This is a genomic window from Cutibacterium nasicola (assembly GCF_052654715.2).
The window spans coordinates 25,192-37,653 of sequence record NZ_CP199745.2 but is presented as its reverse complement, the minus strand read 5'-3'; the positions used below and the strand labels follow the sequence as shown (position 1 = coordinate 37,653).

General features: G+C 62.0%; 10 protein-coding genes. 6 read left to right on the top strand and 4 right to left on the bottom strand.

What is annotated here, in order from left to right; translation table 11 throughout:
* Positions 1-542: 542 nt before the first annotated feature.
* From ACUCCZ_RS00175 to ACUCCZ_RS00165, 3 genes are all read left to right on the top strand, one after another.
* Positions 543-2,504, top strand: coding sequence for a serine/threonine-protein kinase (locus tag ACUCCZ_RS00175; protein WP_435917432.1), 1,962 nt, complete (start codon positions 543-545; stop codon positions 2,502-2,504).
* A gap of 151 nt (positions 2,505-2,655) precedes the next feature.
* Positions 2,656-2,937: a hypothetical protein gene (locus ACUCCZ_RS00170; RefSeq protein WP_004809539.1), complete on the top strand. Its 282-nt coding sequence runs from the start codon at positions 2,656-2,658 to the stop codon at positions 2,935-2,937.
* A gap of 480 nt (positions 2,938-3,417) precedes the next feature.
* Entirely contained in the window at positions 3,418-3,942 is a 525-nt protein-coding gene (locus ACUCCZ_RS00165) for a hypothetical protein (protein WP_435917433.1), read from the top strand.
* A 147-nt stretch (positions 3,943-4,089) separates the two neighbouring features.
* On the opposite strand, the gene argS is transcribed toward ACUCCZ_RS00165, so the two are convergent.
* A complete protein-coding gene (gene argS / locus ACUCCZ_RS00160; protein ID WP_435917434.1) occupies positions 4,090-5,760 on the bottom strand; it encodes an arginine--tRNA ligase in 1,671 nt (556 codons plus the stop codon).
* Positions 5,761-5,916: 156 nt separating this feature from the next.
* Between argS and ACUCCZ_RS00155 the strand changes: the two genes are divergently transcribed.
* Positions 5,917-6,738 (top strand): aldo/keto reductase, encoded by an 822-nt coding sequence (locus ACUCCZ_RS00155; protein ID WP_016666319.1) that lies wholly within the window; start codon positions 5,917-5,919, stop codon positions 6,736-6,738.
* Between the two features lie 103 nt (positions 6,739-6,841).
* Here the strand turns inward: ACUCCZ_RS00155 and ACUCCZ_RS00150 are convergent, their stop codons facing one another.
* Positions 6,842-7,471 carry a SanA/YdcF family protein gene (locus tag ACUCCZ_RS00150; protein WP_435917686.1) on the bottom strand — a complete coding sequence of 210 codons (630 nt, stop codon included), beginning with the start codon at positions 7,469-7,471 and terminating at the stop codon, positions 6,842-6,844.
* 488 nt (positions 7,472-7,959) lie between these two features.
* Positions 7,960-9,642 (bottom strand): glucose-6-phosphate isomerase, encoded by a 1,683-nt coding sequence (gene pgi / locus ACUCCZ_RS00145; RefSeq protein WP_435917435.1) that lies wholly within the window; start codon positions 9,640-9,642, stop codon positions 7,960-7,962.
* A gap of 96 nt (positions 9,643-9,738) precedes the next feature.
* Here pgi and ACUCCZ_RS00140 point away from each other — a divergent pair, with 96 nt between their 5' ends.
* A complete protein-coding gene (locus tag ACUCCZ_RS00140; RefSeq protein WP_435917436.1) occupies positions 9,739-10,806 on the top strand; it encodes a hypothetical protein in 1,068 nt (355 codons plus the stop codon).
* 53 nt (positions 10,807-10,859) lie between these two features.
* On the opposite strand, the gene ACUCCZ_RS00135 is transcribed toward ACUCCZ_RS00140, so the two are convergent.
* On the bottom strand, positions 10,860-11,537 hold the full coding sequence (locus ACUCCZ_RS00135; protein WP_435917437.1) for a bifunctional 4-hydroxy-2-oxoglutarate aldolase/2-dehydro-3-deoxy-phosphogluconate aldolase: 678 nt from the start codon (positions 11,535-11,537) through the stop codon (positions 10,860-10,862).
* A gap of 177 nt (positions 11,538-11,714) precedes the next feature.
* Here ACUCCZ_RS00135 and ACUCCZ_RS00130 point away from each other — a divergent pair, with 177 nt between their 5' ends.
* On the top strand, positions 11,715-12,245 hold the full coding sequence (locus tag ACUCCZ_RS00130; protein WP_021108007.1) for a Dps family protein: 531 nt from the start codon (positions 11,715-11,717) through the stop codon (positions 12,243-12,245).
* Positions 12,246-12,462: the final 217 nt, after the last annotated feature.

Here is a 12,462-nt window from a genome sequence, read left to right as displayed (position 1 = left end):
TGCGACGTCGTAGGCGACCTCGCGGGGTTTGACAGTGAGGTTCTCTACGGCCAGATCAATCTCGATTCGGCCACTGTAGCCCTTGAGCTCGTCAAGATTGGTGCCCGACCTATCCTTCGTTCGATAGGCGGTCTGAACGCGTACTGGCAGGTCACCTACGACCTCGCGTGGAGGGAAGGACGTTGTTACCGTGGTGGCCTTGGCAGGATCATCGGCAACCGACACGGTGGTGCTGCCGATGGTCTGGATCGACGCATCAGCCCGCATTCCCACCTCAACTGACTGCAGGACTCTGTGGACCGGCCCTTGACCCACATCCTTGGCACCGCACCCAGTACCTGCGGCCATCAACGCGATTGCTACAGCACCTGCGACAAGTCTGCTGCGTAGCGATGATCGTCCAGAGTCCTGTGAAGTCATACCGGTCCCTTCCAGATGCCAAAATCCCCGCTAAAGCATAGGCCCTGGAGGTTCACCGCCACACGATAGTCTGAGGCGCGACAGGATTTCGGGCCGGCGTCGGCATCGTGAGGATGAAGAGCATGGAGTTCACTGCCCCGTTGGGGGCCAACTACCGCCTCGGGGACACACTGGGCCGTGGTGCGACTGGTGAGGTACGGCTAGCCCAAGACGCCCGCACTGGCGAGGTGTTGGCGGCGAAACTCTTACACCGCGAACATGCGCAGGACCCTAAGTTGGTTGAGCGCTTTGTCCGAGAGCGTTCGCTGCTCATGAATCTTCATCACCCGAACGTCGTCGCGATCCACGACCTTGTCGTCGAGGGCGAGCAGTTGGCCATCGTGATGGATTACATGGACGGCGGCTCCCTGCGCGATGTTCTACAGCATCGTCGAATCCTTCCCCCGGCACTCGCTCTGGTTGTCATGTCGCAGGTCTTTGACGCCATGGCAGCAGCTCACGCTCAAGGCATAATTCATCGCGACATCAAGCCGGACAACGTGCTGTTGGAGAAGGGCTGGGAAGATCTCCCCGGCGACGCAATCAAGGTCAGCGACTTTGGTATTGCTAGCATCCTGACTGCTCGTGTTCGCACTACCACAGGCCTCCTCGGGACGCCGGAGTACATGGCACCTGAGATGATAACGACGGGCGAAGGTGGCGCAGCAGCAGACGTCTACGCGGCTGGCGTCATGCTCTACGAGTTACTGGGGGGTCGCACCCCATTCGCCGGGCCCGGAACAGACTTTGCCGTCGCATACCGGCATGTGAGTGCCCTCGTGCCGCCCTTGCCGGTTTCTGAGGAGGTGGCGTCTCTTCTTACCGGGCTCCTTGACAAGGCGCCCGCCAACCGTCCCACCGCCAGTCAGGCTGCGGCGGCGCTGCGGAACGCTTCGGCCCACTGCCAGAACCAACCTGCGCTAACGCCGATAAGTGGCCCCGAAGACTTCGTGATGGAAGAACGGCCAGCAACCGCAGTTCGTGGCATCGTCACGGAGCGGCCCGCTGAGTCGCATGCGCCCATCACAATGGGAGAGGCACCCGATGTCGGACGCGCCGAGGGTGCAACGATGCTTCGGTCTATGACCCCAACCCGAGCGCCGGAGCCCATCGCTGACCAGCCAGAACCCGCCCTGGTACTCGAGGACAACGAAGCCCCTTGGTACAAGAAGCCACAGCAACTCATCAGCGTGATTCTCGGGACTGTGCTGGTGGTAGGTGGTCTTGTGTGGCTGTCAATGACCATGAACAATCATGGCGACAAGCCGACCAACACGGTCAGCGCGAAGGCGGCTTCCGTCGATACCACGCTACCCAGCGGCCTGACCGTGCAGCGGTCCGCTGAGTCCAATGAATCTGGTGGGGCCGTCCTCACTTTTACCTTCTCCGCTCAGAAGGCTGAACTGCACGGACCGATTCTCCAAGTCATCGGACCTTTAGAACAGGGCAAGCCCTGCCCGACCCTGTCATGGCAGGGAGATGTCAAGGCGACCCCCCACAAGGCGTCAACTACTGGCATCCAGGCCACGTGCGGCTGGAGTATCGATGATCTCACCATCCATAAAGGGGCCAGCGTCACCGTGAAGGCGGTGATCCTACCGGAGAATGGCTCAGCTCAGGACCTCCAAAAGTGGCTCGATGATCAGGCTACGGCTACGCAGAAAGCGATCACTGACGCGGAAACCAAGTCGGTGGCCTACCCTGTCCAGCGCCTCACTGATATCCAATTGATCGTCCCGAAACGCGCGGTTGGAGGCGAGACGATCCGCATCAGTCTAGTGCCTGTGTGGCCGAGCGGACCTGACCAGTTGAACGTGCTCTATCGCAGTCCCGCAATGGGGGAGGCCTCGACGATGCTCCAGACGGTGGGCGGCGAGAACACTGTTCGATTTGTGGATGGATGTGGCGGGGCTGTCAACGTCTCCGCCGATGGCCTCGTCGTCACAGCGGTCAACCCGAATCCCAAGTGTACGGTGCGAGCCAGCGTGGGTAACTTCACTGACCTCACGTCGCCTGAGTTTGCGATCGTCCCTCGAGGCGGCTAACGGGTAGTTATTGGGGAAGGCGAACCGGTTGAACCATCTCCCTGATAACGTCCTGCTTGTCTCACGCAGTTGGCTTTCCTACCGGGTAGGCCCTCCGCTAGACGTACATCATTAGCCCCGGCCCCACGGCCATCTAACCCAGGAGCAAAGAATGTCCCGAGTTCTTTCTACGGAAGAGGCCAAGTCGGCCATCAGCCAGATCCAGAGAATCATCCAGGGTGGTCTCAACGACCAGATCCAGGCGCTCGACGTCCAGGGCCAGATCCTGAGCCAGCCGAATGTCTGGGACGGCCCCCTGGCCCAGCAGTTCCGCTCAGAGACGTGGCCGCAGACCAAGTCCGCCCTTGACAAGGCCCAGCAGGAACTCGAGGAGTTGCGTGCCCAGTTGGAGAAGATCTCTCGCGACATCTTCACTGCTGGCGGCGGCGCCTGAGCGACGCACCTCACGCTACTCGGCGTCGGCGGCCCGCTGGACCGTCGACGCCTTTTGTTATTGCCCATCATCGGCCCTTGGACCGCCTGTACGTCTGGCGCCAATCACGGATGGACACGTGCTCTGCCGTACAAGGAGTTCCAAGCCCGACGATGAGATGGACCTTGCGTAGCTGAGCCCTCACACTACCCCCTGGGAACAGTGTGAGGGCTCAACTCCTATGCGCGACTTGATCGAGTATGCCCACCCAATACTGCGGGCGTTATCCACCATTGCACTCGCAATATCGACCCGCGGATTCTCGCGCCTATGAGCTGCAGATCGCAGGCCGGGCTGACGGCTGCTGAGGCGGCGCGTCGGTTGGTTCCTATGAAGATTAAGATCAGTCATATCCTTGTATTCGATAATCACGTTTCCGTGAAAAGGAGATGATCTTTGATGTGGTCACTAGAGTGTGCTTGGCGGCCATCTTCTCCGGGGATGGAGGATGTTGCTGCGCGCGTGGTTGAGTGGTGTAGCCAGGTGGGTGGTCTTTATCCTGAGTTGAGCGAATGGCGATTCACCGCAGACTCGAAACGGGCGGCGTTAGCCACACAATTGGCTACCGAGCATGAGTTGGTCCGAAGTCTCGTGGCCGACGGGGGTATCGCCTCTATCTGGGCCCCGCAGGGTCATCTCCGCGTGGACGTCAGCGCGGATGAGTACGCCAAGCAGAAGAATTTGTTTCGCCTTGTGGCAATGGGGAGATCACCGGCCAATGGGGACGAGAATGATGAGGATGTGGCCATGATGATGACAGAGATGGCCTGTCGCATTTTTTCGCCTGAGTATGTCAACTGCGGGAACGCGAAAGCGGAGCCGATGATTGACGACGATGCTCTTGTGTCAGCGGTGAACTATGCGCGTCGAGACATATATGATTCGTATCCAGATTTTGTGCGGGCGGCGCGGGTCATACGTACCACAGCGGAGGGAGTGTTCTTCGCTCGCCCCGAGGAGGACTAGCAGGTACTCGCGGATTGAAGGCCTCGACACCCTCATCTGTGAAAAGCCCATATACCGCGCAATACATACCTTTTCCCACCGCACCGCAAACGTGAATGCCGCGGCCACAATGGGCCGCGGCATTCACATCGTCAGAACGTACAATGATCACATTCGGTCGGGAGCGTCAATACCCAACAAGTCCAGACCGCGCCCCAAGACTCGACGGGTGGCGGCGCACAGAGCCAGGCGGGACCCGCGCACCTCACCGGTACTACGAAGCACCGGACACTGCTCGTAGAAGACTGAATAGGCGCCAGCCAGCTCGTAGAGGTAGGTGCACAACTTGTGCGGGGTCAGGTCGTTGGCGACGACCTCGACAACCTCACCGAAGCGCGACAACAGCAGGGCCAGCTGCTGCTCGGCCGGCTCGTCGAGAACGCTGATGCGACCCCACACCATGGACTCCAGGTCGGCCTCGGAGTCGACGTTCGGGTTGGCTTCGGCGGCTGCCCTGCGCAGGATCTGGGAGACGCGGGCGTGGGCGTACTGCAGGTAAGGGCCGGTGTCACCGGTGGTCCGAACCATCCGCTCGGCGTCGAAGACGTAGTCCTTCTGCAGGCCATTCGACAGGTCGGCGTACTTGATGGCGGCCAGGGCGATGTTGGGCGCGGCGTGGGTCTCGGCCTCGTCGAGGAGGCTGGCCAAGGCGACCGTGCCCCCCTCGCGGGTCTTGAACGGGTGGCCGTCAGGGCCAAGAACCATCCCGTAGCCAACGTGCTGGGCCTCGACATCGTCAGGCAGGAACTCAGCCATCCGAGCGACCTTGAACAGCACCTCGAAGTGGTGGCTCTGACGGACGTCGGTGACGTAGATGATGCGATCGGCCTTGAGCTTGCCAACCCGACGACGGATCGCGGCGAGGTCAGTGGCGTCGTAGCCGAAACCGCCATCCTTCTTGCGCACGATCATCGGGGCGTCCTGATCCTCGACGAAGACACACAGGGCCCCGTTGTCCTCGACGGCCAGGCCGTCGGCCTCGAGCTCGTCAACGACCCTCGGCAAGTCGTCGTTGTAGGTGGACTCACCGGCGAGGTCCTCGTCAGTTAGCAACACCGACAGGCGGGCGTAGTTGACGTTGAACCCTTCTAGAGAAACGTCAATGAGGGTGCGCCAGATGCGCAGGGTCTCCTCGTCCCCACCCTGCAGCTTGACGACACGACGACGGGCGCGGTCAGCAAACTCGGGGTCAGCGTCGAAGGTCTTCTTGGAATCCTTGTAGAGCTGCTCGACCTCGGCCAGGTCGAACTCGGAGACGTCCATCCGATTCTCGACGATGTACTCGACGAGCATGCCGAACTGGGTGCCCCAGTCGCCCAGATGGTTCTGTGGAATGACGGTGTGGCCCTGAGAGCTGAGCACCCGATTGAAGCAGTCGCCAATGATGGTCGAACGAAGATGGCCAACGTGCATCTGCTTGGCGACGTTGGGGGCCGAATAGTCGATGACGACCCGCTGCGGCTGCTCAACCTGGACGATGCCGACGTGGGGGTCGGTGATGAGGTCGGATGCGACGCGGGCCAGCACGTCGGAACGCAGACGCAGGTTGATGAACCCCGGGCCGGCAATGTCAGGGGTCTCGCACAGGTCCTCGACATCGAGCTTGGCGACGATATCGGCAGCGACGTCGCGAGGCGGGCGTCCTTCCTCCTTGGCCAGCCGCAGTGCGACGTTGGACTGGAAATGCCCGAACTGTGGCTTCGTAGCGGGGCGCAACTGAGGATCAGTGCCGGTGACGGCCTGGATCCGGGCAGCGAGCTGAGTAGGAAGAGACGACATAGCGCTATTCTCCCACGGCGTCGATCAGCTTCTCCACCCGGCGCGAGGCGGCTTGGAGAGGGGTCAGCATGGGCGGTGGCGCCGGGGAACAGATGAGACGGTTCCTACGTTGTCCCTGGTGACCAAGCACGCGAGCACCGAATCGCAAGGAGGATCATGAGCGTTCCCACCATCACCCTCAACGACGGAATTACCATCCCCCAGCTCGGCTTCGGCACCTGGCAGGTTCCCGCCGACGAGGCTGAAAAGGCTGTCAGCACCGCCCTGGAGGCCGGTTTCCGTCACATCGACACTGCCGCCATCTACGGCAACGAGGAGGGGGTTGGTCGTGCTCTCGCCGCCTCTGGCCTGGATCGCAAGGACCTCTTCGTCACTACCAAGCTGTGGAATGACGCCCACCACGCCGACGACGCCCGCAAGGCCATCGAGACCAGCCTGTCCAAGCTCGGCCTCGATCACGTCGATCTGTACCTCATCCACTGGCCGGCCAACGTCAAGTACGGTGACGCCTACGTGGAGGCCTGGAATGCCCTGCAGGAGTTCAAGTCCGAGGGACTGACCCGTTCCATCGGCGTCTCCAACTTCAACACCGAGCACCTGGACGCCATCGAGGGAGCCACCCCGAGCGTCGACCAGATCGAGATGCACCCGTCCTTCAACCAGGCGAGCTTCCGCAAGGTGCTAGCTGACCGCGGCATCAACCCAGAGGCGTGGAGCCCGCTCGGCCAGTCGAAGGACCTCGACACCCCGGTGCTCGCCGACATCTCCAGGGCGACCGGTAAGTCCCCGGCTCAGGTCGTCATCCGATGGCACCTGCAGATCGGCAACATCGTGTTCCCGAAGTCGGTGACCCCGTCGCGCATCGTCGAGAACTTCGACGTCTTCGACTTCGAGCTGTCTGACGATCAGATCGCCGCGATCGACGGTCTGGATCGTGGCAACCGCATTGGCGGGGACCCGGCTACCGCCGATTTCTGATCCGCCACGACACGGAACATGACGACGCGGGAACGATTCATCCCCGCGTCGTTGTCGTTGGTAGACCTATCAGCGCGGCGGTTCCGCATGTGACGGTTCCGCGTCAGGCTGCCTTGAGGGCTTTCTCCACACCGTCCTCGGGCTTGCCCAGGACCGGGTCGCGGTGGGAGACGACGTCGATGATCATCTTTCCGCGCGCCCCGAACTCGCGGGCCCATCCCTTCCACCACACCTTGTCGTGAATCTGGGAGCGGTCAGGGGTGCCAGTGGCATCCAGACCGGTCATCCGGCACGTCGCGACGGTACGGATCTCGTGGTAGTCCTGCGTCACCATGATGGCCCGGTCGACCCCGAAGATCCGTCGAGCCCGAACACAGGTGTCGTAGGTGTCGAGACCAGCGAAGTCCTCGACGATCCTGGCCGCCGGAACTCCCTTGCTGACGAGGTACGTCTTCATCACCTTGGGCTCGTTGTAGTGAGTCTCTCGGTTGTCTCCCGACACCAGGATGACCTTGGCCTTGCCGCTGCGGTAGAGATCCGCAGCAACGTCGAGGCGTCCTCGCAGATAGGCCGACGGGGTACCCGAGGGCAGGACTTGGGCACCGAGGACAATGGCGACGTCGCGCGGTTCGGTGTCAGCGACGTCATGAACCCTGCCGTATGACAGTGCCCCAGCCAGCGCCCAAGGTCCCAACAGTGCAACAAGGGCAGCAATGCATGTCGACACGATCACAGTGCGAATCGGGTGTCGGCGGTACGAACTCACACTCCCACTGTATAACCCGTGTTTCACTCGCGGCGTCCAGCGACTGCAATGGTGCGTGAAAGCACAAAGAAGTCACCACAGCACCACGTCGCCTATCCAAAACTCTGTCGCTATCCCTACCGCTTATCGCCTTTGCGGAGGATGGCCACTAGAAGGCCAATAATGACCACAAGAATAACGACGGCGACGATCAATATCGAGATAACCCAAGACTCACTCGACATCAATAATACATCCACGCGCTAGACCTTCTCTTCAGCTAGCAACCCAGCAGTAATTTTCATAAACATACGACGATCTAGTTCGCCCTATTATGTAAGCTTAGCTGTTGCGTTAAAGTCTTTTACAGAGAGATCCAGAAATCGAACGAAACGTTCACGACCTATACGAAGGTACAGCGTTTCTTAGGGTGGTGTTTGACGGTATCCCTGCCGCCAAACACCACCCCGCAGTGATCACCGCCGATGATCCCGGTACCAGGTCACCAGGGAGGCCGTGGAGGAATCCTGGGACTCCAGGGCCTTCTCGTCACCGGAAACGGCCGGGGCGATCTGGAGGGCGAGCTTCTTGCCGAGCTCGACACCCCACTGGTCGAAGGAATCGATACCCCACACGACACCCTGCACGAAGGTGATGTGCTCGTACAAAGCGATGAGCTCTCCGAGGACCTTCGGGGACAGCTCGGAGGCCATGATCGACGTCGTCGGACGGTCTCCAGGGAAGACCCGCGCTGGCACAATGGCCTCGTCGGTGCCCTCGGCGCGCACCTCATCAGCAGTCTTACCGAACGCCAACGCAGCGGTCTGGGCGAAGAAGTTGCTGAGGAACAGCTCGTGGACATCGGTCTCGCCATCCCTGGCCGGGTGAGCCGGGTTGGCCACCGCGATGAAGTCGGCGGGGATGAGGCGGGTGCCCTGGTGGATGAGCTGATAGAAGGCGTGCTGGCCGTTGGTTCCCGGCTCACCCCAGAAGATCTCGCCAGTATCTGTGGTCACCGCCGAGCCGTCCCAACGCACCGACTTGCCGTTGGACTCCATGGTCAGCTGCTGCAAGTACGCCGGGAAACGGTGCAGGTACTGGGCGTACGGCAGCACGGCGTGCGAGTGGGCCTTCCAGAAGTTGACGTACCAGATGTTCAACATGCCCATGAGCAGCGGGACGTTCTGCTCCGGTGCAGCAGTGGCGAAGTGCTCGTCAACGGCGCGGAATCCGGCCAGGAAGTTCTCAAATCCCTTCGGCCCGACAGCCACGGCCAGCGAGGTACCGACGGCGGAATCCACCGAATAGCGGCCACCGACCCAGCTCCAGAATCCGAAGGCGTTGACGGGGTCGATGCTGAACTCCTCGACCTTGTCCAGAGCGGTCGAGACAGCAACGAAATGCTTGGCGACAGCTGCGCGACGGGCCTCCTCGGTGTCTTCGATGGCACCGGCGCCGACCAGACCGTCGAGCAGCCAGGCACGCACACACCGGGCGTTGGTCAGGGTCTCGAGGGTGGTGAAGGTCTTGGAGGCGATGATGACCAGGGTCGTCTCGGGGTCGAGATCAGCGGTCTTGACGGCGGCATCCGTCGGATCGATGTTGGAGATGAAACGGCACTCCAGGCCCTCCTGGACGTAGGGTTTGAGGGCCTCGTAGGCCATCACGGGGCCGAGATCGGAACCACCGATGCCAACGTTGATGACGGTGCGGATCGGCTTGCCCGTGACTCCCTTCCACTCCCCGGAACGGACCTTGTCGGCGAAGTCGTAGACCTTCTTGAGGACCTCGTGAACGTCGACGACGGCGTCCCCACCGTCAACGGTGAGGGAGTCGGACTCCGGGCGACGCAAGGCGGTGTGGAGGACGGCGCGGTCCTCGGTGACGTTGATGTGCTCTCCGGAGTACATGGCGTCGCGACGCTCAGCAACCTTGGTCTGGTCGGCCAAGTCGAGAAGGGCGTCACGAATCTCGTCCGTGAGGAGATTCTTGGACAGGTCGACGTGCAAGTCGGCCAGGTCGAGGGTGTAGCGCTCGGCACGCTTCGGATCAGCGTCGAACAACCGGCGCAGCTTGTGCGGCCCGTCGGCGAAGGTGGACCTCAGATCAGTGAGCTTTCCCCAAGCGGGAGTCCTCGTGGCATCAATGGGAGTCTGCATGTTCCCAGCCTAGGAGATGGGGTGGAACCCGTGTCATCGCCGCCTGTCATCAGGAGGTCTCGCCTATCATGTTCGCGATCGACCGAAGGAGGACGCGTGACCGCGAAGCATTGTCGGGCTCTGGCCCTGACGTCGGTTCTCGTCGCCTCCATGATGTCGATGCTGACCCCATCGGCATGTCCGATACAAACACCCTGGTCGACGTCAACGGCCTACGCCGTTCCTCCGGGAGCCACCCCACCCGGCGACCTGTCGATGAGCGCGACCCTCGACCGCTCAGACACCGTGAAGACCAAGGGAACCCTGCGTACCCAGACCGGACAACTGGTTTCAGGTGCTCTCATCAATCTTGCGGTGGATGGGAAGCTGCTCGCCGTCGCGGTGACGGACAACAACGGCACCTGGTCCAGTACCTTGCGGCTTCCGTCCTCGGTCCAAGGCGGGGACCATGAGCTGTCCGCGACGTTCGATGGTACTGGAGGGGTCGGGGCAGCATCGGCGCGCGGCACCTTTTCGATCACCCCGCAGGCCACCGTCCTGACAGCGGCTGTGAAACCGACGGTGGCGGCTCCCGGAGCGTTGCTCAACGTTAACGGGACGGTGACCCTTTCACATCGTCATCCCGTCACCGACAGCCAGGTGGCGATCTGGCTCGGCAATGACGGCGATGCCGCTCTCACCACTCCCACCGATCCGCACGGCAACTTCCAGGCCACAATCCAGGTGCCGTTGGATGTGTCGAATGGGCCTTTCACGATCACAGTCAAGCTCGTCGACTCCCGTTATGGGACCTCTCAGAAGACCTTGACGGTTCAGGTGAACGCATCGACGCCCACTCCAACCCCCAGCCCCACTCCAACTCCGACACCGTCATCTGCCTCCCCAACCCCGTCTCCCACACCGGCTCTCACTCCCGACGAGAGCGGGGAGTCGCAGGACGGCCGGATTCCGCAGATGTCCACCAGTCCAGTCCCCGTCGCGCAGCGCAACCTTCTGGATTCCTTCGGCGGGCGCAAGCCACTACTGATCTTCGCAGCGGTTCTCGGCGTCCTGGTACTCGGCGTCCTCGTCGGATCGATGACTCGCCATCACGGCGGACGGGACAAGGGCCGTCATGAGACCAATGACGATGCCGATTCGTTCTTCAACGACTGGGATCAGTAAGACCGGCGCTGAGGGTGAGTGTCGCCTCAAGGGTTCTCGAGGCGTGAGACGGCTCAGGCGTCCGCGTCAGCAACGACCTGCACAACCGAACGGCAGCGCTCGCGCAGCGCCGAGACGACTCCGTCCTCGCAGGCATCTCCGACGAGGACGTCGTCGAGGCAGACCGCCAAGGCACCAGCTGCCAGCCAGCGACGCATCGCATAGGACCCGATTCCGCCACGCGGGATGAGGGCAGCCCCGGGTGCCATCCGGGTGAGGATGTCGCCGTAACTGGCAGAACCCATGTCAGCCGGGGCGACCTGGACGGCATCGGCTCCGGCACCCCATGCGGCCCGGACCTCAGTGGGCGTCAGGGCGTCAGGGGCGGCTGGGATGCCAGCTTGACGCAGGGCGTCGAGCAGGTCGGGAGTGGCGGCCACCGGGAGGGCGAAGGCAACCCTGTCATTAACCAGGCCCTGGACGTCGTCGACGGCCATGACGCCATGAACACCAATGACGGCACGACGACGGTAGATCTTGAGCACGGCGCGACGGCGGTCTGCGTCGGCGACGGGGAGGGTGAAGACGCGAACCTTCTCCTGAATCATGGCCTCGATCGGGGCCATAAGATCCGATGCCGGAACGTCGGGCAGAACAGCGATGACCTTGGACGACAGCACCTCGTTCGGGAACACCAGCCGACCATCGCTGGGGGCATCGATGGGACCAGACTCGTCAGTCTCTGCGCTCATGGGTCACATCATGCCGCATGTCGGCGTCGGCCCGGCGCCCACCGCCCGACAGGACACCTGGAGTCCAGGTGTACCGACAGGTTTTCGTCCACTGTGGAATAACTGAAGTTCGGTGACTGTTCCCCACATGTACGCCGGTGGCCGTCACTCGGTCACCATGAACGAAGGAGATTTCGCATGGCTGACACCGTGAACGTTCCAGCCCCTGCCGGGCAGACCACCACCAAGCTCGAGAACGCCGAGGCCGGCTTCAAGGCCTCCAAGACCCTCTCCGCGAACCTCCAGAAGGTTCTCGTCGACTTCATCGCGCTGGAGTTGGTCGGCAAACATGCCCACTGGAACATCGTCGGCCCGAACTTCCGTGACCTCCACCTGAACCTTGACGAAGTCGTCGGGATCGCCCGCGAGGGTGCCGACGAGGTGGCCGAGCGCATGCGTGCGCTCCACGCTTCCCCGGACGGCCGTCCCGCCGTGGTCGCTGCCAGCACCACCCTTCCTGAGTCCCCCCAGGGAGAGGTCCTGACCCATGACGCAATCAAGGTCATCACCGCTTCGATTGAGGCCGTGACCGGCACCATGCGCGAGGTCCACGACCAGATTGACGAGGAGGATCCCACCTCTGCCGACATCCTGCACGGCTTCATCCAACAGCTCGAGCAGCAGGCCTGGTTCATCAGCGCCGAGACCCGCACCCCGTCCGCGCGCTGATTCGTCGGTTCTCTTCCAGACAATCCATCGTTCAACACACCGCGGGCCCCGAAATGATCTCGGGGCCCGCGGTGATGTGTGTCATGTGGGGGTGTGAATCAGCGGTCCTGGCCATCCATGCGGGTGAGACACAGCTGGCGCAGCTGGGACGACAGCAATAGCCAATCAACCACGGGCGAACACGACCAACACCGGTCACGTCCGAGCCCACCACTAC

Excerpts from the sequence above, each read along its gene's own strand:
- ACUCCZ_RS00155 (WP_016666319.1), top strand. The coding sequence starts at position 5,917 with ATGAGCGTTCCCACCATCACCCTCAACGACGGAATTACCATCCCCCAG.
- ACUCCZ_RS00175 (WP_435917432.1), top strand. The coding sequence starts at position 543 with ATGGAGTTCACTGCCCCGTTGGGGGCCAACTACCGCCTCGGGGACACA.
- ACUCCZ_RS00130 (WP_021108007.1), top strand. The coding sequence starts at position 11,715 with ATGGCTGACACCGTGAACGTTCCAGCCCCTGCCGGGCAGACCACCACC.
- ACUCCZ_RS00170 (WP_004809539.1), top strand. The coding sequence starts at position 2,656 with ATGTCCCGAGTTCTTTCTACGGAAGAGGCCAAGTCGGCCATCAGCCAG.
- argS (WP_435917434.1), bottom strand. The coding sequence starts at position 5,760 with ATGTCGTCTCTTCCTACTCAGCTCGCTGCCCGGATCCAGGCCGTCACC.
- pgi (WP_435917435.1), bottom strand. The coding sequence starts at position 9,642 with ATGCAGACTCCCATTGATGCCACGAGGACTCCCGCTTGGGGAAAGCTC.
- ACUCCZ_RS00135 (WP_435917437.1), bottom strand. The coding sequence starts at position 11,537 with ATGAGCGCAGAGACTGACGAGTCTGGTCCCATCGATGCCCCCAGCGAT.
- ACUCCZ_RS00165 (WP_435917433.1), top strand. The coding sequence starts at position 3,418 with ATGGAGGATGTTGCTGCGCGCGTGGTTGAGTGGTGTAGCCAGGTGGGT.